The following is a 20326-nucleotide window of genomic DNA, read 5'->3' as shown; positions in this document are numbered from 1 at the left end:
AATTGTGCGTTTCGTCTGACGAATGGTATGGAATTTCACGCGTCGTTCATCCCGATGTCGCCCGGAGGTCAAGCGGAGACGGGCGTATCCGCCTCGACTGCGGCGGCCGCGGCGTCATCGGATGCGTTCGCGCCGGGAGTGGCATCGGCATCAGGGGTGCGGTCGTTCGACGTCGACGGTGTGCCCTCCGGCACGCGCACGGTGAGCGCCTGCCGTTCCACGGTGAACCGGATATGGCTGGTCTCGCGCAGGATGTCGCCGTCCACTTCCGCCAGGGCGGGCTTCTCCAGACGCACCTCGGCGCTGACGCCCTGGATCTGGTCCACGGTGGAATTGGTGGACAGCGGGCTCTGCTGGGCCTTGCCGGTCACCGTCTGGTGGAGCACGTCGCCGAACAGGTTGGCCCAGCCGATCAGACCGCCCGTGGTGTCGATGATCTCGAAATCGAGGATGCCGTCGTCCCACTTGGCTTCGGGCATCAGCGAGAACCCGGGGATCTGGCCGCAGTTGCCGGCCATCAGGGTGCGGAAGGTGAGCTTGGTGCGCGTGTGGGTGGAGCCGTCCGCGCTGGTGATGGAGACGCTGCCGCGGTATTTCGGCGCGAACAGGTGCTTGAACGCGCCCACGAAGTAGGCCAGCCAGCTGATGTTCTTCTTGAGTTCGGGATCGGTGTCGTCGATCATCTGCGCGTCGAAGCCCAGGCCGGCAATGATCAGGAACGCGTGGCCGTGATCCTCCTCCTCGTTGTCCAGGATCGTCAGACGGCCCATATCCACCAGCTTCGAGCCGTGCGACGTGGCCACGGTCAGCGCCGCATCCACATCATCCACGGGGATGCCCATATTGCGGGCGAACAGATTGCCGGTGCCGATCGGCACGATGCCCAGCGCATGCCCGGTGCCGGACAGCGCGCTCGCCACCGTGCGCACCGTGCCGTCGCCGCCCACGGCCACCACCACGTCGGCGCCGCCCTCCAGCGCCTCCTGCGCGCAGACGCGGCCGCTCTTGTCCAGCTGGGTGTCGATGAACTGCACCTCATGCAGGTTGTGCGCCTCGCAGAACGCCTTGATGTGCTCGCGGTACTGGTCGGCCTGCGGTTTGGAGGGGTTGATGATGAACGCGTAATGCACCTCGTCCTCGCGGCGCTCCACCAGGGTTTCGGCCAATTTGCGCCGCCTGCGGTCCTTGAGCATGGTCAGGACGGCGGTGATGATCAGCGCGACCGCCGCGATGACGGCGACGACGATGGCGGTGGTGAGGACTGGTTCAGGCATGGTTCCCATTCTTCATATCGCCGCGACCGCGGAACAGGGAAAACGGTGTTCGTCAACGATACCTGCACGCATGGCGGACGGCCGGGGGCCAGTGTCGGCTTGCGGCACTAGTCTTGGAGCCATGCTTGATATCCAATTCATCCGTGAACATGCCGATGTGGTGCGTGAATCCCAGCGCAAGCGCGGCGAGTCCGTCGAACTCGTGGACGAGGTGCTGCGCTCCGACGAGGTGCGCCGCTCCTCGCTCAAGGAGTTCGAGGCCGCCCGCGCCCAGCAGAAGGAGATCGGCAAGAAGGTCGCCGCCGCGCCGGCGGACGAGAAGGCCGCGCTGATCGCCCAGACCAAGGAGCTCAGCCAGAAGGTCGCCGAGTTCAAGGCCGCGGCCGACGCCGCGTCCGAGGAATACACCACGGCCATGTGGAAGCTGTCGAACATCGTCGAGCCCGAGGCGCCGGAGGGCGGCGAGGACGACTACGTGGTCGTCAAGAAGGTCGGCGCTCCGCGCGACTTCGCGGCGGAAGGCTTCGAGCCGAAGGACCATATGACGCTGGGCACGCTGGTGGCCGGCATCGACACCCGCCGTGGTGCCAAGGTCTCCGGCTCCCGCTTCTACTTCCTGCGCGGCGCTGTGGCGCGCATGCAGATCGCCATGCTGACCATGGCCGTCGACCAGGCCGAGGCCAACGGCTTCACGCTGGCCATCACCCCCACGCTGGTGCGCCCCGAGGTCATGCGCGGCACCGGCTTCCTCAACTCCCATGCCGATGAGATCTACCGTCTGCGCGAGCCGGACGACCAGTACCTGGTCGGCACCTCCGAGGTGGCGCTCGCCGGCATGCACGAGGACGAGATTCTGGACCTGTCCAACGGCCCGCTGCGCTACTGCGGCTGGAGCTCCTGCTACCGCCGCGAGGCCGGCGCCGCCGGCAAGGACACGACCGGCATCATCCGCGTCCACCAGTTCGACAAGGTGGAGATGTTCGTCTACGCCCGTCAGGAGGACTCCTACAAGGAGCACGAGCGCCTGCTGGCCATGGAGGAGGAGATGCTCGCCAAGGTGGAGGTGCCGTACCGCGTGATCGACACCGCCGCCGGCGATCTGGGCTCCTCCGCCGCCCGCAAGTTCGACTGTGAGGCCTGGGTGCCGACCCAGGGCAAGTATCGCGAGCTGACCTCCACGTCGAACTGCACCGAGTACCAGGCCCGCCGCCTGAACATCCGTGAGCGCGTGGCCGACGGCGGCACCCGCCCCGTCTCCACGCTCAACGGCACGCTGGCCACCACGCGCTGGCTCGTGGCCATCCTGGAGAATCATCAGAACCCGGACGGCTCCATCGAGATCCCGCAGGCCATGCGCCCCTACATGGGCGGCCGCGAGGTCATCGAACCGAGTAAGTGGGAGGCCTGATTCCACGGGTCGTTGTACACTAGCGACTCGTCGCGCCGTTTCGGCGCCCATGGGCAGATGTCCGAGCGGTCTAAGGAGACGGTCTTGAAAACCGTTGAGGTGCAAGCCTCCGCGAGTTCGAATCTCGCTCTGCCCGCTTCAGAACGGCTCCCGTATGGGAGCCGTTCCCGTATTCGTACGTGGGCCGCCCGGCGGACGACGCGTTTCCCGCAGCCACGGCCCGCGAACCCGTTGGAGGCCCCATGAGCGCAACGATCACCGACGTCATCTTCGACTACTGCGATGTGCTGCTGGACTGGCGTCCCCGCATCCCGCTGGAGGGTCAGTATCCGCCCGGCGTCATCGACATGTTCTTCAGCGCCGACGACCCGCACGGCTTCCGATACTATGACCGGCTCTCGGACTCGGGTTGGGACGAGGAGCGCATCCTGGCCGATTACGAGATCGAGCACGGGCCGGCCGTGGCCTGGGTGTTCCGCATCTACTTCGAGCGGCAACGGCTTGCGCTCGCCGGGCTGCAGCCGGGCATGGGGGAGCTGCTGCGGGAGCTGGACGCCTCGGGCGTCCGCCTGTGGGGTCTGACGAACTTCACCACCAAGTACGTCCGGGCGGCGCATGAGCTGTTCCCCGAACTGAACCTGCTGCGGGACACGGTCGTCTCCTCCGAGGAGGGCATCCTGAAACCCGATCCCGAGATTTACCGCCGGGCCATCGCCCGGTTCGGCGTCGACCCCGCAGCCACGCTGTTCGTGGATGACAAGCCGGCCAATGTGGAGGCGGCCCGGGGATTGGGGTTGAACGGGGAGGTGTTTGGGGGGAGTGGATCGTCTGCGGCGTTCGCACTACCTTGATGTTTCCTGACCGACCCAAAGCATTGCAGGAGTTCAATCATCGAACCTTGAGGTAGTGCGAAGCCCATCCTCAGACAATCCGCCGATCCGCCGCCCAGCGGGTCAGCTCGGTGCGGTTGGACAGCTGCAGCTTGCGCAGCACCGAACTCATATGCGTCTCCACCGTCTTGATGGAGATGAAGAGCTCGGAGGCTACCTCCTTGTAGGTGTAGCCGCGGGCGATCAGCCGCATGACCTCCTGCTCGCGCGCCGACAGACGGTCCAGCTCGTCGTCGTGTACGGGTGCGCCGCCCATCGGCGCACCCTGAAACGCCGAGAGTACGAACCCGGCTAGCTTGGGGGAGAAGACCGCATACCCCTCATGCACCTGGCGGATCGAGGACACCAGGTCGTTCGCGGTGATCGTCTTGGTCACGTAGCCGCGTGCCCCGGCGCGGATCACCGCACCCACATCCTGCGGCGAATCGGACACCGACAGCGCCAGGAACGCCGACCGCGGGGACAACGGCAGCGACTTCGTCAGGATCTCGGCGCCGCCACCGCCCTCGCCGCCCGGCACATGCACGTCGAGCAGCACCACGTCCGGCTGCGTGTCGGCGATCATGGCGATCGAGCCCTCCACATCCGGCGCCTGCCCGACAATGCTGAGATACGGCTGCAACGTGGCGATCACGCCGGCACGGAACATCTCATGGTCATCGACCACGGCCACCCTGATCGACTGATCGGCGACGGGGGTGTGCCCCTCGTTGGTCGGGTTTCCTACATCACTCATGGCTGCCATCCGTTTCGTTGCTGTCCGTTGCGTCGTTGTCCGTCGTGTCGTTGCCGTTGGCCCGGTTCTCCGCGATATCGGCCACCGGCATATGCATCCGCACCTCGGTGCCCCAATGCGGTCGCGACACGATCTCCACCGTACCGCCACGGCGTCTGATCCGGCCGACGATCGACTCGCGGATGCCCAACCGATCCTCGGGGATGGTGTGCACATCGAATCCATTGCCGTGGTCGCGGACGAACACCTCCACGGTACCGCCCGAAGCCTCGCAATACACGGAGATCGGCTCGCCGCCGTGCGTGGCCGCGTTGACCAGCGCCTGCCGAGCGGCGTCCAGCAACGCGTCGGTCTGGGCGCTGGGCCGGGCGTCGCCCACCGTCACCACCTCGATCGGCTTGCCGTGCTCGTCCTCCACCTCGGCGGCGATCTGCTTCAACCCGGCGTTGACCGAGCGCTCCGAGGGGGTACGGTCCTGGTACAGCCAGTCGCGCAGCTCGCGCTCCTGCTGCCGGGCCAGGGAGAACACGGTCTGCGGCTCGTCGGCGTGCATCTGGATCAACGCCAATGTCTGCAACACGCCGTCATGCAGATGGGCGGTCATATCGGCGCGCTCCTCCTCGCGCTCCTTCAGCGCGCGCTCGGTGGCGAGCCCGCGGACCAGCGAGTTGACCCACGGCACGATCGCCAGCATCACGCCCACCATGGTGGCCAGCCCCCCTGCGATCAGCACGCGCGGCGACGCCCCGTCGTATCCGGCCGCATTGCCCACGAACACCATGTACGCCAGCACGATCAGCGCGATGCCGCCGAGCATGGCCTTGAACTGGCCGTCCTCCTGGTTGAACCACAGCCAGGCGACGGCCAGGCCGCCCAGACCCAGCATGACCGGCAGGATATACAGCGAATCGATGCCGGTGGCCGCCATCAGCGCACTGACCGTCAGCAGCACCAAGCCGGCCATGGCCACCAGCGCCGGCTTCGGCGCGCGGGCGAGGGCGGCGGCCAGGCTCTCCGACGAGCTGTCGCGCTCGCCGGCCGCCTCGGCGTCGGCGTCATCCGCCGATGCCGTGCCATACCCGGCGTTGCCGCGGGACAGGGGGGACTCGCGCACGGCATTGAGTCGGGCGGCCGCGGCGGCGACCGGATCGCCCACCGGCATCGTCAGCCATAGGAACACATAGACCACAATCCCCGCCCCGAAGACGAACGCGGCGGCGGTGAACAGCAGCCGGGCCAGCGCCACCGACACCTGCAGATGCAGGCTGATGCCACGGCATACACCGCACAGCCAGCGCCCCTGCTTCGGGCGCATCAACGGCAGCGCGGCGGGGCGCAACGGTCGCGGGTCCGCGGGTGTCCGCGGATCATAGGGAATCGAGGAATCGGTCATGCTTCCATTGTGCCCGCGGCGGTGCCGACGCCGAGCGGATTCGGACGATGTTCAGGGAAGGTTCAGGGTGTTCCCGGATACGGTTCGGCTGTTCGGCTTGCTGTAATGGAACCATGAGCGATAATCATGAATCATGGCAGGGCGCGGCATCCGAGCATGCCGGTCGCGAACGGCGTCAGGGCCGTTTCTTCCCGTGGGTGCGCGAAAGCGGATTGGTCCGCAGCGCCGAGGAACGATGGATCGGCGGCGTCTGCGGCGGCCTGGGCCGGTACCTGGGGTGGAGCCCGCTGCTGGTGCGGGCGCTGATGATCGGTGCCGCATTCGTGGCCGGCGTCGGAGTGGTGTTCTATGCGCTCGCGTGGTTCCTGCTGCCGGATGAACGCGATGGTCGGATCCTGTGCGAGGAGCTTTTGGCCGGACGCTGGGATTGGTCCTGCCTGGGGGTGCTGCTGGGACTGGTGTGCATGATGTTCTGGCCGCCGGTCTGGCTGTTCGGACTCGCCGCGGGCGCGTTCGCGCTGTGGCTGGTCATCGAACAGGCCGGGCGTCGCAACCTGAGATACGCCGTGGCGCAATGGGCGAACCCGTCATCTCGTCCGCAGCCCGCGTCGGCCCCGCGGCAATCCGCGCCATTCGTACAGCCGCAGCCCGCGCCCTCCACACGGCCGGAGGCGACCGTATGGCCGCAGGCGTCTGCGCGGCCGGAAGCGACCGTATGGACGCAGGCGTCGGCGCGGCAGGATCATCCGGGTCAGTCCGAGACACCCGCGTCGGTCGGGGTGAAGCCTTCCGTCACGCCTTCGACTATGGGGTCGGGCGATGGTATGCCCACGGGCGGCGTGGCGACCGGTACGGGGCCGGCTGGTACGGGGTCGACCGGCGGCATGCCCATGGCTGACGCTTCGGCCGACGTTCCGGCAGGCGCGCCGACCGGGGCTGCCCCGGTCTCATCGGCGGCGGTGCCGCCGATGATGACCTCGCCCTATCGCGCCCCGCAGCCGGCCCCCAAGCCGCGTGTCGCCCGTCGCAAGCCGGCGGGGCCGCTGCTGGTGCTGATCGTGACCGGACTGATCTTCCTGTCGTTCGCCTGCATGTTGTTCTCGTGGGCCGACACGCGCGCGGATCTGGAGACGCTGCTCGGCGGGGGCATGATCTGGGTCGGCGGCGTCTGCGTGGCGATCGGCCTGATCATCGTGATCCTCGGCTGCATCGGACGGCGGGCCGGCGGCCTGCATCCGTTCGTCTGGCTGGCGGGGTTCCTGGCGGTCACTCTGGCGTTCGGCGGACTGGCCTATTCGGTGATGTTCCAGCGGATGATGCGCACGCGCACGGAATACGCCTACGCCGACGGTTCCGGGATGGATCCGTACATCCAGGTGCACGGCTTCGACGTCATCGGCTCCGACAAGGCCACCATGCAGCGCCTTGAGGACGGCCTGTGGATGGAAGGCGACAACATCAACGACGTCCTGCACATCGACCTGAGCGACTACGCCGAGGACAACGGCAGCCACGAGGTCACACTCAACGACGGCACCACCGCCACCTCAAGCTGCCCCGCGGGCACCATCCGGGTGATGCCATACCGCACCAGCGTGGTGGTCACGATCCCGGATGGCTGCTCCTGGCAGCTGACCGGCGAGTCGTTCTGGTATGACGGCGTCGATTCCTTCGGCAGCCTGTGGGCGGCCGCGACATCGCCGTGGAATATGGTCGGGATATACCTGCCGAGCACCGTGAACGGGCAGTGGACAGACGCCGCCAGCATGAGCCCGCCCTGGCTGAACGCGGATTATGACGGCGAAGCCCTGTACTGGCCATTCGACCAGGGCAACCCCAAGGCGGTGGCGTCCCCGGAACTGCGTATCGACGTCGACGCGGCCGTGATGGGACAGGTCGTGGTGCAGTACGACTACCAGAACACCCTGCCCACCTATCAGGAGTGGGCGGACAAGACCACGGAGGACGACCATGAGTGACGAGACCCGCAACGAACCCGAAACCCAGGTCATCCCGCAGACGGATGACGCGGTCACCCAGGCCATGCCGATGGCGGAGACCCGCGAACTGCCGGAAACCGTCGCACCCACGCAGGCGATGTCGCAAGCCGAACCAACGCAGAACGGAACGGCCGACGCGCCGCAACCCGGACAGGTTCCGGAACCGGAGCCTGCCACAATGCCGCAGCAGGTGCCGCTGTACAGCACCGCGCCGCCATCGCAGACCACCGCCGGCGGCGTCCCGACCGCGCCCTCCTACGTGCAGGTGCCGGTGGAGGCCCGCCACGAGCGTCCGGTGATTCGCAAAACCGGTCCCAGCGCGGCCACCATCGTACTCGGCGTGCTGCTGGTCCTGATCGGCGCGATGGTCCTGGCGTTCGGCATCGGCTTTCCGATGACGGCGCTGCCCGGTCTCGGCGCGGATCCGCGCGCCATCATGGCGATCGTCTGCGGCATCGTCGGGGGCGTCCTGATCGTCGTCGCCATCATATGGGCGGTGGCGCGGATCATCGGCTCGATGCGGCACAAGGATGACGAACCGAGGGAATGACCCCTACGCGGCCTGGGCGGCTTCGGCCTCGGTAAGATCGGCGAACCCGCCCAGGCGCACGGTATTGGCCACCGTCTGCTCGGTCAGGTTGCGGCCGGCGGCTTGCAGATCCTCCACCATCGCCTCGTACAGGGCCATCGTGCGGTCGGAGTACGTACCCAGTTCCCCGCGCAGATAGGTTTCGAACGACGTATCCTCCGGCGTGTCCTCGGCCGTGGTCAGTACCCGCATCGCCGCGCCCAATCTCGGGTAGTGCCCGCGGAAATCGCGCGCCCACGCCACCTGCACGGTGATCACCCGCTCCTGCCGGGCAATGCGCTCGTCGGACAGGCGGGGGATGAACGGCTCGATGCGCTCGCGGTACTCGTCGGGCGCGGTGGAGGCCATCATCCGGGCGTATTTCTCCGTCACCAGATTGCGGCCCACCCGGTTCGCCTCATCCAGATCGTCGAGATAGCTGCGCAGCAGATCCTCGGGCCAGGTCATGAACTGGCTGGCCCGCATCTGATGGAACATCGGCCAATTGCCCTGGCAGGAGGCGCGGCCGCCCTCGTTCTCGGTGCGTTGGAACTGGTCCCATTCGCGGCGGATGACCTCTTCGACAAGATCCATGACTGCTCCTTTCGTACGGATTCCACTGCGGGTGCGCCACAGGCTGCGGCGGCCCGCCACAGGCCTGCTACAGGCTCACTAGGCAGGCGTCCCGGTGCTCGATATGCTCCTCCACATAGGGGCGTTGCCATTCCAGGAACGTCTCATCGGAGTCGGTCAGCCCCTCGCGCCCGAGCTCGGCCACGATCTCGGCGCAGATCGATTCCACAATAGAGACGACCTGCTTTGCGGCCGGCGCGGCACCCTTACCGCCCTCGCCGAACCCGACGCCGCCGAAACACGCCGCCGACGCCAGTCGCAGGACATCCTCCAGCTGCGCGCACGCGTCCGGCAGGCGGGCGGCCATGCGGCGCGAGAGGCGGCGCAGCGCGGCGAACCGCCACTTGTAGTACGGCATGTATCCGGCGGAAACCGGCGTGTTGATCAGGAACACCAAGGATGCCACGGCTTCGGCGAACTCGTTGATTGCACACCAGGCGGCCGCGCCGTCGCCCCGCTGCAGCATCCGCGGCAGGTTGTACTGGCCCGCCTGCGCGATCATCCCCAGACGCCGGGAGATCAGCGAGAGGCGCACATCCTCCGGCATGAGCTTGAAGCCCTGACGGGTTTTGGAGAACGCGCCCAACGGATCGGCGAACACCTCGCCGTTCGTGGCCGCGGCCAATGTGGGTTCGTCCAGCATCAGCCACTCGTGCGGCCGGTCGGCGGGCGGGGCCTGACGGTAGCCGGTGATCGACTCGAAGAAATCGCCGATGCGGAACACGCCGACACGGCGGCCGGCGCCCTGCGCGCGGGCGGTCTGGGATTTCGGCCCGAAACCCATGAACGTGTCCGGCAGCGACTCGTAATCGGCCTGCAACCGCTCGCCGATCGCCGCATAATCCTCGTCGGTCAGCCACAGGCAGAAGCCGGGGCCGAAGTCGTGATCGTGGGAGAGTTCGTCGTCGAAGCCGTAGCATTCCGAACCGTGCCCCACCAGGCCGGCGGCGATGCGGCCCTGATACTCGGGATAGCGTTCGGCGATCAGCGGTTTGCCATACTCGTTCCAGTAGGCGCGAGCCAGCTTGAGTCCGGGGATGGTGTGCGCCGGCGTGTTGTCTGACTGCACGGTGCCTGATGACGCGGCGGCATCGGGCGTGGCGGTGCCGGGCGTGGCGATAACGCCGGAGAGTTCGCTTTCGGCGGCCTTCTCCTGCGCCTGGACCAGATTGGCCGCGGTGATGCGGTAGTAGTCGTTGTCTCGGCCGTAGTTCTCCTCAATCACCGACAGGGCCTGACGGTAGCGCCGGACGGCCTCGTCGGCGTGTCCGGCGGCCAGGCACACCTGGGCGTAGCCGGCCAGAGCCGAGGCGTAATGGCCGGCGTGCTCCTGGCCGGCGTTGCGGTAGATGTCCAGGGATTGCCGGGCGTGGCGCATCGCCTCGTCAAGGTGCGCGGCGGCGGGGGTGCTGTTGTCGGTTGGGGAGTCCGGGGACGTGGCAGGCGTCGTCATGCGATTGGACGGTGCCCCGGCATGCTCGGTCTCGCCGGAGGACCCCGTGTGTCGTTCGTCCACGGGCAGTTCGAGCAGGATCAGCGCGATGTTCGTATGTGTGGCGGCGATGTCGATGTCGTTCGACGGGTCCACGCTGGCGGCTTCCAGCACCCGCAGCGCCGCCTCCAGTTCGTGCAGGGCCTGCTCGGGGCGGCCGGTCTCGCTGTAGAGCATGGACAGGTTGTTGTGCAGGGCCGCCATGCGCCGGTCGGTGGGGGAGAGCGTGGTCTTGGCCGAGTCGATGGCCTGATGGTATAGGTCCTCGGCCTGGTCGTACCGGCCCGCGGCCCGCATGCTGGTGGCCGCGTTGATCAGCGTGGTGGTCCAGGCCTCGGTGCCTTCCAATCGCATGCGTAGCGCCAGTTCGATGGAGCGCTGCACAATCCACTGGTTGTCCTCATGTCGGCCCTGCGAGCGGTAGAACCCCATCGTCTCATTGAGCACGGTGAGCAGACCGGCGTTATCCCCCGCGTTCTCCGCATCATCCATGGCCTGCAGCAGATAGGGTTCGGCCTTGGTCGCGCCTTCGTGCCCCTCGAAGATCGCGTCCAGCCCCTTGAGGAAGGTCTCGGCGTCAAACGTGGCGGCGGCGGAGCTGGAATTCATATTGTCCGAATCGGCCGATTCGTGTGAATCGGCGGATTGTGCATCGTTGCAATCGGACGATTCCCCCGATTCGGACAAGTTGGGTGTGGCGGAGACACCCGCGTCGTTATGTTCACCTGCGGCCCACGCGGCCAACGCCGCCTGCAACGTGTCGTTATCCATCATCGCTCCTTGCCCGATATGGGTACTGACACCAGTGTACGGTCGGCGGCGGCTTCAGTGGGCGGATTTCGCGTTCAGTGGGCGGGTGGCTGCCGGGCATGCCGCCGGATAACGGCGATATATCAAGGCGGCCTGTGACGGAGGTCCGCCACAGGCCGCCCACTGAAGGTCTAACCCGCCCACTGAATCATCGTGATTGCTGAGCGGAGGCTACGTTGCCTTCATACCGGCGCGAGAACAGCACCAACAGCGCCACGGCGATCACCGCCAGCGGCAGACCGCCGAGCGCGGGGTAGTGGTAGTTCATACCGGAGACGGTCAGCATGGCGCCGCCGATGATCGAGCCGACCGCATTGCCGAAGTTGAACGCCACCTGCACGGTGGCGCCGCCGAGCAGCTCGCCGCCGCCCTTGCCGGCCTCCGCCATCAGCAGCTGCTGCGGCGAGGAGACGAAGAACAACCCGAACGCGATCCAGAAGGTCAGGATGGCGCAGATCGCCGGGGAGCCCGGAACAAAGAACACGAACAGCAAGCCGACGCCGGAGATCGCCTGCCCGAGCGCGGCGGTGCCCGCATGGCGCCAACGGTCGCAGATGCGGCCGCCGACCAGACCGCCGACCACCATGCCGAAGCCTGCGAGCATCATCAGCAGCGGCACCACGCCCGATGCGTAGCCGCCCACCTCGGTCAGCCACGGGGACACATAGCTCCACCAGCAGAAGATGCCGGCGTTGCCGGTGAACACGGCGATCAGCACCATCCACGGGCCGGGCTTCCTGAGGAAACGGAACTGGCCGGCCAGGCCCGCATCCTTGATCGGCTCGACGCGCGGCACCCACGCCAGCACCAGCACAACCGTCATGGCGGCCCATGCCGCCAGAATGCCGAAGGCCAGACGCCAGGACATGAACTCGGCCATCATCGTGCCCGCCGGCACACCGAGCATATTCGCCACGGTCTGACCGGTCACCATCATCGAGACGGCCTGCGCCTCCTTGCCCTTGTCGGCCAAGGTCTTGGCGATCAGCGTGGCGGTGCCGAAGAACGCGCCATGCGGCAGCCCGGAGATGAAGCGCCCCACGATGAGCATCGGCGAGTTCAGCGCCACGGCGCTCAGCAGGTTGCCGACCAGCGTGATCGCCATGAACAGCAGGATGAGCTTCTTCGGCGGCACGCGGCGGCCGAAGACCAGCATCAGCGTGCCGACGCACACGCCGATGGCATAGGAAGAGATGTAGTTGCCCGCGGTCGGGATATCGACGCCCATTGCCGCGGCAGCCTGGGGCAGGATGCCCATCATCACGAATTCCGCGGCGCCGAGCACGAACGCGCCCGAGGCCAGGGCCAGGATGCTTCTTTTCATGGTGGTTCCCTTGATATTGCCGTAGTCATGGAAAAAGGGAATCACTGTAACCAGTGATTCCCTTTGAGTTGTCGGGCTGGCGGGATTTGAACCCGCGGCCTCTTCGTCCCGAACGAAGCGCGCTACCAAGCTGCGCTACAGCCCGTTTTGGCAACGCAGAAGATAATACAACGAAACCGGGGACAAATGCAACCGGCGTGTCTTACGGCGTGTATCGGCGTCTCGGTACACTGGACGCTTATGTGTGACATGACTGAAAACGTTGAGAATCAGAACGAGGAAGAGGCCGTTGCTCCCGCAATGACCACCATTGAGCGTGCCGAGATGCTGATGGCGCAGGACGCCGCCATCGCAGCGCGTGTGGATGAGGGCGCGACGCTGGACGAGGCCGTGGACCCGGGCAACAAGGAGTTCGGTCCGCTGGCGCACCCCGAGCAGGTGCAGATGCGCGTGGCCAAGCGCGCGATGATGATCAAGGACGGCATCAACCCGTACCCGGTCGAGGTGGGCGTGACCCACACCATCGAACAGGTGCGCGCCGACTACGACGGCAAGCTCGAGGCCGGCCAGGAGACCGAGGACGTGGTCGGCATCGCCGGTCGCGTGCTGTTCCTGCGCAACGCGGGCGGCCTGTGCTTCGTGCAGCTGTCCGCCGGCGACGGCACCACCATCCAGGGCATGATCTCCAAGAAGGAGATCGGCGCGGATTCGCTGAAGCAGTTCAAGCAGCTGGTGGATCTGGGCGACCACCTGTTCATCAAGGGCCGCGTGATCGCCTCCAAGACCGGCGAGCTGTCCGTGTTCGCCTCCGAGTGGGCCATCGCCGCCAAGGCGCTGCAGCCGCTGCCCGCCCTGCACAAGGAGCTCAACGACGACACGCGTACGCGCAAGCCGTACCTCGGCATGATCGCCGACGAGCGCATCCGCAACATGGTGCGCAACCGTTCCAAGGCCGTGGCCTCGCTGCGCCGCACCTTCGACAACCATGACTTCATCGAGGTCGAGACCCCGATGCTGCAGACCGTGCACGGCGGTGCCGCGGCCCGTCCGTTCACCACGCATATGAACGCCTTCGACATCGACCTGTTCATGCGCATCGCCCCGGAGCTGTTCCTCAAGCGCTGCCTGGTCGGCGGCATCGACCGCGTCTTCGAGATCAACCGCGACTTCCGCAACGAGGGCGTCGACGCCACGCACGCCCCCGAGTTCACGATGGTGGAGGCCTACCAGGCCTACGGCAACTACGACACCATCGGCCAGCTGACCAAGGAGCTTGTGCAGCAGACCGCGATGGACGTGTTCGGCTCGCTGAAGGTCACGCTGCTGGACGGCACCGAATACGACTTCGGCGGCGAATGGAAGACCATCAGCATGTACGAGTCGCTCTCCGAGGCCCTCGGCGAGGAGATCATCCCGAACGGCGGCCCGGATGCCCCCGGCACCAGCGTGGAGCATCTGGGCGCGATCGCCGACAAGCTCGGTGTGGAGCGCGATGACGTGGAGAACCACGGCAAGCTCGTCGAACACCTGTGGGAGCACTTCTACGAGGACAAGCTCTACGAGCCGGTGTTCGTGCGCGACTTCCCGGTCGAGACCTCGCCGCTGGTCAAGTCGCACCGCACCAAGCCCGGCGTGGTGGAGAAGTGGGATCTGTACGTGCGCGGCTTCGAGCTGGCCACCGGCTACTCCGAGCTCAACGACCCGGTCGTGCAGCGCGAACGCTTCGTGGCCCAGGCCAAGGACGCGCTCGCCGGCGACGCCGAGGCGATGGACATCGACGAGGACTTCCTTGAGGCCCTGGGCGTAGGCATGCCGCCGGCCGGCGGCATGGGCATGGGCATCGACCGTCTGCTCATCGCCCTGACCGGCGCCACGATCCGCGAGACCATCACCTTCCCGCTGGTCAAGCCGCTCAACCTGCAGTAGGAACGACGGGAATCGCGGCCGCATCGCCGTGATGGTGCTCTCAACCCCCGCGGTTGCGCCATAGACATTGATTCGAGCCTTCCCGTCCCATGCGGACGGGAAGGCCTTGTTGTTGATTAGGGCCCCTGTCATGGACTCATTCGCGCCGCAAGTCGTCGGTCACGTGCCGGCCGTCGGCACGGGTCGCAGGGCCCCGACGCCGGCGATATCCATCCTCTGCGAGAGCATGGCGGTATGGGAATCGCGATCTGGTTGAAGGGGATGCGGCCGCAGACGCTGCCGGCCAGCGTGGCGCCGGTGGCCATCGGCGCGGCCGCGGCATGGACTTCCGTCCGACAGCTCGGCGTATGCGCACTGATCTACCCCGCGCCGGAATCCTGCGCAATCAATCGTGCCACGCAGGCCACGTTGGAATCGCGGTTCTGGCCGTTGGCGATCCTGTGCACGCTGGTCGCCCTGTTCCTGCAGATCGCCGTCAACTTTGCCAACGACTACTCCGACGGCGTCCGCGGCGTGGACGAGGGACGCGGAGCGGCGTCGCCCGCGTTGCCCGCGTCGCCGGCATCATCCTCGTCGGCCGTACCGACCGGCGCCCCACCCGTGGCGGTCGTCCTCTCGGGCCGGCGCGACGGCATCGCGGCGACCTCCATCCATGCACCCGCGCGTCTGGTCGCCTCCGGCGTGCCGCCGAAACGGGTGTTGACGTCGGCCGGCACGGCGGCGGCGCTCGCCTGCCTGTGCGGTCTGGCGATTATCGCGATCACCGGATACTGGTGGCTGCTAATCGTCGGCGTGTGCTGCCTGCTGGCCGGCTGGTGCTATACCGGTGGTCGGCATCCGTACGGGTACGCGGGTCTGGGTGAGTTGTTCGTGTTCGTGTTCTTCGGCCTGGTGGCGGTGTTGGGGACCCAGTTCGTGCTGTGCGGAACTGTTACCGCGACGGGGGTGCTGGGCGCGGTGCAGGCCGGCCTGCTCTCCTGCGTGCTGCTGATGGTTAATAATCTGCGTGATGTCGATTCGGACCGCGTGCATGGCAAACGTACGTTGGCGGTGCGGCTGGGGGAGCAGCGCGCACGCATCCTGACAGTGGCGGCGTACGCCGTCGTGTTCGTTCCCGTGGCGGTGTTCGCGTTGTCGCCGCTCGTGCTGTCCGCGTTGAGTCTGGTGGGATTGCCGTGCTGGTGGCGGACGAGTTCATGGGTGGGTATCAATGCATCAGGGGAACAGGAATCCGGGTCATCCGGGGGATGGGCGTGCGCGTTGCCATCGCCGCCCGACACCTTGACGTGGGCGATGGCGGCGTATGGCGTTGTCTGTCTGGCGATCACGGCCCTGACCATTCGCGCGCTGCTGCGGCGCGACCATGCCCGCGCGCTGCCGTTGATCGGCTTGTCGCTGCTGGTGTGCGCCGTGGGATACGCCGGTCTGGCGGCGATCTGAGTCCTCGCCCCGCGATTCCGCGTCATCCTCCGGCCTATAATCGGTGGTATCGAGGGAAGGGGGATTTCATGCGGCGTTCGTATACGGTGTGGCCGTGGCTGTCCGTATCCGCCGTCATCGCGGTGCTGATCGGTGCCGGTACGTCGTTCGCACCGTTGTATCTGGACAATTGGGGAGGGGATGCCCGCCACTACATGTGCCCGATGATTGGCGGTCATAATGTCGATGATCCCCGTGTGGACGCGGGGCTGTGCGTCACCCCTCCGGCATGGTTCGTCATCGTCACGGCGCTGTGTCTGCTGCTGGCCGTGGTGTTCGCCGTGTATTGCGAGATGGCGGCGCATTTGGACGCCGCCGGTGGACTGCATGCGGGCGGCGTGATGACGCGTTCGGCGCGTCGGGCGCGGAATGCGATGTTGTGGACGCTGCCGGCGTTCCTGGTGGTGGGACTCGCTTTGGGGATATTGACCGCGGCGGCGTGGCTGCCGTTGGTATGGTTCGTGGCGCTCTCCGCGGTGTGGCTGCAGGCGGGGTGGCATGTCTGCGACCGGATCGGGCTGCGGCTGACGACACGGACGGCGAATGACACGTTGGCGGTGGTCTGGGGATTCGGCGTCGCACTGGTCACCCATGCGCTGGTCTGCTGGCATGTGACGTTCATCGGCGGCATACGTGGTGCGGCACTGTCCGCTTGCTGCTCGTGGGCGATCGCCTCGGTGTCCTATGACGGTGACGCCGTGGGGGAGGCGGCTGCTGTGGACCGTCGTATCGCCACGGCACGGGGCGTCATCGCGTCCATCATTCAATGGGTGATGGTGTACAACGCGGTCCGCGCCGGCGAATCCGCCTCGAACCAGACGACGGCCACTTGGTTGTGCCCCCAGTTCTCGGTGACCGCCTCCGGCGCGCGTGTCGGCAGCTGCTCGCCCGAGGGATTGAGACCGCTGCTGTCGTCGGTGGGATTGGTATTGATGGTTGCGACGCTGCTGGCGAGCGTCTGCGCGGCGATGGCCTGCCATTTCGGGAGGCGGTCGGTGTCCCGGGGGCTGTACGCCGCGGCGGGGTTATGCGCGGCTTCGGCATTCGTCATCGGCACTGTTGTGGCCTGATCGTCGGTCCGGCTGCGGCGCAACGCCGAACCGGTTCCATAATCCGGTTCGAGATGCACCGTATCGTCGGGTTTGTCGCGTAAACTGGGTGCATGTCTTACAAACTAGTACTGCTCCGTCACGGACAGAGCGCATGGAACAAAACCAATCAGTTCACCGGCTGGGTCGACGTCCCGCTGACCGAGCAGGGTGTCGAGGAAGCCAAGCGTGGCGGCCAGCTGCTCAAGGAGAAGAACGTCCTGCCGGACATCGTCTTCACCTCGCTGCTGCGTCGTGCCATCAACACCGCCAACATCGCCCTTGACGAGGCCGATCGTCTGTGGATTCCCGTCAAGCGCAACTGGCGTCTCAACGAGCGTCACTACGGCGCTCTGCAGGGCAAGAACAAGACCGAGATCCGCGAGGAGTACGGCGACGAGAAGTTCATGATCTGGCGCCGCTCCTATGCCACCCCGCCGCCGGAGATCGATCCGAACGATCAGTACGCCCAGAACAACGATCCGCGTTACGCCGGCGACCCGGTCCCGGAGACCGAGGCCCTGGCCAACGTGGTCGAGCGTGTGACCCCGTACTGGGAGTCGGAGATCATCCCGGAGCTCAAGGCCGGCAAGACCGTCCTGATCGCCGCCCACGGCAACTCGCTGCGTGCCATCGTCAAGATGCTCGACGGCCTGTCGGAGGAGGAGATCGCCAAGGTCAACATCCCGACCGCCATCCCGCTGCTGTACGAGCTGGATGAGAACTTCAAGCCGATCAAGCCGCGTGGCGAGTACCTGGATCCGGAGGCCGCCGCCGCCGGTGCCGCCGCCGTCGCCGCCCAGGGCCAGAAGTGATGATCTAAGCTTCACTGCTGCTTGATTAGGGGTTGCACGAAATCTCGTGCAACCCCTTTGTTGTATTCCGTACTGTCCCTTCCCTGATCCTTACACTCCGCAGCCCTGGCCCCGATCTCAGCAACACGCCCGGCCTCTGCGGACTCTGACACTTTTGTGACTGTGATGCAAGTTCAAAACCTTGATATTTCAACGTTTTGTGGAATGTATCACGGTCACGATGTGTCAGAGTCCGCAGAGGCCGGGCGTGTTGCGGAATGACAGTGGGAACTACGTAGTGCATTGAAAAACCGCCGGGTGGATAACCACTCGGCGGTTGCGCTATGACTCGCGTTCGGCAACGCGTTGGCGACTAATGATTAATAGACGCTGCCGTCCTCGTCGCGGGACGGCTCCTTGGACGGATCGAAGCCGGAGACGATGAAGACCACGCGGCGGGCGGCCGACACGGCATGATCGCCGAGGCGCTCCATGTAGCGGCCCAGCAGCACCAGGTCGATGAGCTGCTGCTTGGTGCCCTGCCACTCGTCGGAGAGCATCAGGTCGAAGGTCTTCTGGTGCAGCGCATCGAGCTTGTCGTCATCCACGATCACCTGCTCGGCGATGGCGGTGTTGCGGTCCTGCAGCATGGCGACCATGCGATCGGCGGTCATGGTCAGGAATTCCTGCATCTCGGTGAACAGCTGCTTGGCGTCATCGGTCAGCGGGGACTGCGGGTAGGTGCGGCGTGCGGTTTCCGCGATATGGCGGGCCAGGTCACCCATACGCTCGAACGTGGCGGCCAGTCGCAGCGTGGAGACGACCACGCGCAGATCGGTGGCCACCGGGTTCTGCTTGGCCAGCAGCTTCACGCACTGGTCGATGACGCTCGACTCGAGCGCATCGATCTCGATATCGCCGTCGATGACGGCCTGGGCGGCTTCAAGATCCGAGTTCAGCAGCGCGTTGCCCGCGCCGTTGATCGCCTTGCGCACATCCTGCACCATGCGATCGAGGTCATCGGCAACGGCCTTGAGCTCCTCGTCGAAAATAACGCGCATTGTTCATGCCTTTCGTGGGTAGTGCTGTACAACCTCAACCAGTGTAATATTTTTGGCGGTGTTTTGCGGACAACGTAGTCAATGGCTACCCGTTGTTGGCTGAGAATTCACCGGATGGTTCACCTGTCATTCATCTTGCCGCGGTTGTGCGAGAATGACCCTATGCCTGAATTCATCGATCCCAGCATCCTCATCTTCGTCGCGTTCGGCATTGTGGGCGTGGCCGTGGCCGTCACGGTCGGGTTCTTCGTGGTGGACCGGATCACCCCGGTGGTGGCCAAACTGTTCGGGGGAGCGTCGCCGGTGAGCCGATTGGAGGCGGAGGTGCAGCGTGTCCTGCCGCATCGTCGGCAAGCGGAGGAGGACGAGGATGATGATCTGGACGATTCCACGGCATCGCTGCTGTCGGTGCTGCCGGGGGCGTCGATTGTGGTGGATGACGACGACGAGGTCGTCAGGGCCAGCCCCGCGGCATATACCCTGGGTGTGGTGATTGACGACGCGATCGCCGACGAACGTGTGCTGGAGCAGATCCATGAGGTCCGCGAACATGGCGGACGCGCGCAGTTCAACGTGGAGACCCGCACGCCGTGGCAGTATGAGCATGCCTTCGACGATCTGGGCGCCGAGGCCAAGGAGCGTCGCCGCCGCAGGTCGGTGACCCGCCCGAATTGGCTGAAGATCACCGTGGGGCGCATCAGCGACCGGTTCGTGGTGGTGATGATCGAGGATCTGAGCGACGTCATCCGGTTCGCCCAGACGCGCGACTCGTTCATCACGAACGTCTCCGAACAGCTGCTGAAGCCCACCGAGGCGCTGATGAATCTGGCGGATTCCCTGGAACAGGGCGGGGGCGACCGGGAGCGTATCGCGCGGGATGCACGGCAGGTGCGGACGACCTGCGGCCATCTGAACCGGATGGTGTCGGATCTGCTCCTGCTGATTAAGGCGCAGGAGCCCATCACCCCGTCGGCCGCGAATGTCATTGCGTTGCGCGAACCGCTGGAGGCCGTCGTCGCGGCCGCGGAGGCGAGCGCTGCGGACCGCGGCGTTCACCTCTCGCTGACCGGGGACGTCGATATACGTGTTCACGGGGATACCGAGCAGATCCGTATCGCCGTTGCCAAGCTGGTGGACAACGCCGTGGCGTACTCCCCGGACGGTGGGTCCGTCACCATCGTCGTCCGCGCGGCCCAGGATGGCGGCACGGTGGAGATCCGGGTCATCGACTGCGGATGCGGCATCCCGCAGCAGGAGCAGACGCATGTGTTCGAACGGTTCTACCGGGGCAGCAACCAGAACGAGCGCACGCAGGACGGCATCGGCCTGGGCCTCGCCATCGTCAAGCATGTGGCGCTGACCCACCATGGTTCCGCATCGGTGTGGAGCCGTGTGGGGCAGGGCAGCACGTTCACGTTGTCATTGCCCGTCGCCCGGTAGGCGGCGGGCG

16 protein-coding genes and 2 tRNA genes are annotated in these 20326 nt (G+C 66.1%); 10 read left to right on the top strand and 8 right to left on the bottom strand.

Features of this window, described 5'->3' with window-relative positions; all coding sequences use genetic code 11:
* Window positions 1-68: 68 nt before the first annotated feature.
* Window positions 69-1274, bottom strand: a complete 1206-nt coding sequence (locus BIGA_RS05915) for a diacylglycerol/lipid kinase family protein (protein WP_051917169.1) — start codon at window positions 1272-1274, stop codon at window positions 69-71.
* Between the two features lie 121 nt (window positions 1275-1395).
* Between BIGA_RS05915 and serS the strand changes: the two genes are divergently transcribed.
* From serS to BIGA_RS05900, 3 genes are all read left to right on the top strand, one after another.
* Window positions 1396-2682: a serine--tRNA ligase gene (gene serS / locus BIGA_RS05910; protein WP_033505189.1), complete on the top strand. Its 1287-nt coding sequence runs from the start codon at window positions 1396-1398 to the stop codon at window positions 2680-2682.
* Between the two features lie 51 nt (window positions 2683-2733).
* Window positions 2734-2818: transfer RNA gene (locus BIGA_RS05905), tRNA-Ser, on the top strand.
* A gap of 106 nt (window positions 2819-2924) precedes the next feature.
* Complete coding sequence (locus tag BIGA_RS05900) at window positions 2925-3533, top strand: HAD family hydrolase (protein WP_034259803.1); 609 nt, start codon at window positions 2925-2927, stop codon at window positions 3531-3533.
* 70 nt (window positions 3534-3603) lie between these two features.
* On the opposite strand, the gene BIGA_RS05895 is transcribed toward BIGA_RS05900, so the two are convergent.
* Both BIGA_RS05895 and BIGA_RS05890 read right to left on the bottom strand, forming a co-directional pair.
* On the bottom strand, window positions 3604-4308 hold the full coding sequence (locus BIGA_RS05895; RefSeq protein WP_051915883.1) for a LuxR C-terminal-related transcriptional regulator: 705 nt from the start codon (window positions 4306-4308) through the stop codon (window positions 3604-3606).
* Window positions 4301-5701: an ATP-binding protein gene (locus BIGA_RS05890; RefSeq protein WP_051917133.1), complete on the bottom strand. Its 1401-nt coding sequence runs from the start codon at window positions 5699-5701 to the stop codon at window positions 4301-4303. The genes BIGA_RS05895 and BIGA_RS05890 overlap by 8 nt, the downstream gene beginning before the upstream one ends.
* A 113-nt stretch (window positions 5702-5814) precedes the next feature.
* On the opposite strand from BIGA_RS05890, the gene BIGA_RS05885 reads away from it, so the two are divergent.
* Window positions 5815-7680, top strand: coding sequence for a PspC domain-containing protein (locus BIGA_RS05885; protein WP_033505186.1), 1866 nt, complete (start codon window positions 5815-5817; stop codon window positions 7678-7680).
* Window positions 7673-8251, top strand: coding sequence for a hypothetical protein (locus BIGA_RS05880; protein ID WP_051917132.1), 579 nt, complete (start codon window positions 7673-7675; stop codon window positions 8249-8251). The genes BIGA_RS05885 and BIGA_RS05880 overlap by 8 nt, the downstream gene beginning before the upstream one ends.
* A 3-nt stretch (window positions 8252-8254) precedes the next feature.
* Here the strand turns inward: BIGA_RS05880 and BIGA_RS05875 are convergent, their stop codons facing one another.
* The 4 genes from BIGA_RS05875 to BIGA_RS05860 all read right to left on the bottom strand — a co-directional run bounded on the left by BIGA_RS05875 (window position 8255) and on the right by BIGA_RS05860 (window position 12673).
* Window positions 8255-8863, bottom strand: coding sequence for a DUF4125 family protein (locus tag BIGA_RS05875; RefSeq protein WP_033505184.1), 609 nt, complete (start codon window positions 8861-8863; stop codon window positions 8255-8257).
* A gap of 67 nt (window positions 8864-8930) precedes the next feature.
* On the bottom strand, window positions 8931-11165 hold the full coding sequence (locus BIGA_RS05870; protein ID WP_193345855.1) for a DUF4037 domain-containing protein: 2235 nt from the start codon (window positions 11163-11165) through the stop codon (window positions 8931-8933).
* 187 nt (window positions 11166-11352) lie between these two features.
* On the bottom strand, window positions 11353-12528 hold the full coding sequence (locus BIGA_RS05865) for an MFS transporter (protein WP_033505182.1): 1176 nt from the start codon (window positions 12526-12528) through the stop codon (window positions 11353-11355).
* Between the two features lie 71 nt (window positions 12529-12599).
* A tRNA-Pro gene (locus BIGA_RS05860) sits at window positions 12600-12673 on the bottom strand.
* 104 nt (window positions 12674-12777) lie between these two features.
* Between BIGA_RS05860 and lysS the strand changes: the two genes are divergently transcribed.
* The 4 genes from lysS to BIGA_RS05840 all read left to right on the top strand — a co-directional run bounded on the left by lysS (window position 12778) and on the right by BIGA_RS05840 (window position 17836).
* Window positions 12778-14454: a lysine--tRNA ligase gene (lysS, locus tag BIGA_RS05855; protein ID WP_394295744.1), complete on the top strand. Its 1677-nt coding sequence runs from the start codon at window positions 12778-12780 to the stop codon at window positions 14452-14454.
* Window positions 14455-14688: 234 nt separating this feature from the next.
* Entirely contained in the window at window positions 14689-15894 is a 1206-nt protein-coding gene (gene menA / locus BIGA_RS05850) for a 1,4-dihydroxy-2-naphthoate octaprenyltransferase (RefSeq protein WP_033505178.1), read from the top strand.
* Window positions 15895-15962: 68 nt separating this feature from the next.
* Window positions 15963-17003: a hypothetical protein gene (locus BIGA_RS05845; RefSeq protein ID WP_033505177.1), complete on the top strand. Its 1041-nt coding sequence runs from the start codon at window positions 15963-15965 to the stop codon at window positions 17001-17003.
* A 92-nt stretch (window positions 17004-17095) separates the two neighbouring features.
* Window positions 17096-17836, top strand: coding sequence for a phosphoglyceromutase (locus BIGA_RS05840; RefSeq protein WP_033505175.1), 741 nt, complete (start codon window positions 17096-17098; stop codon window positions 17834-17836).
* Window positions 17837-18195: 359 nt separating this feature from the next.
* On the opposite strand, the gene phoU is transcribed toward BIGA_RS05840, so the two are convergent.
* Window positions 18196-18876, bottom strand: coding sequence for a phosphate signaling complex protein PhoU (phoU, locus tag BIGA_RS05835; RefSeq protein ID WP_033505174.1), 681 nt, complete (start codon window positions 18874-18876; stop codon window positions 18196-18198).
* A gap of 162 nt (window positions 18877-19038) precedes the next feature.
* Between phoU and BIGA_RS05830 the strand changes: the two genes are divergently transcribed.
* Window positions 19039-20316, top strand: a complete 1278-nt coding sequence (locus tag BIGA_RS05830) for a sensor histidine kinase (protein WP_033505173.1) — start codon at window positions 19039-19041, stop codon at window positions 20314-20316.
* The last annotated feature ends 10 nt before the right edge of the window (window positions 20317-20326 follow it).

It is taken from the genome of Bifidobacterium pullorum subsp. gallinarum (genome assembly GCF_000741215.1).
GTDB classification, from domain to species: domain Bacteria; phylum Actinomycetota; class Actinomycetes; order Actinomycetales; family Bifidobacteriaceae; genus Bifidobacterium; species Bifidobacterium pullorum_B.
The sequence above is the reverse complement of the archived record's forward strand: the minus strand, read 5'-3'. Positions and strand labels throughout refer to the sequence as shown.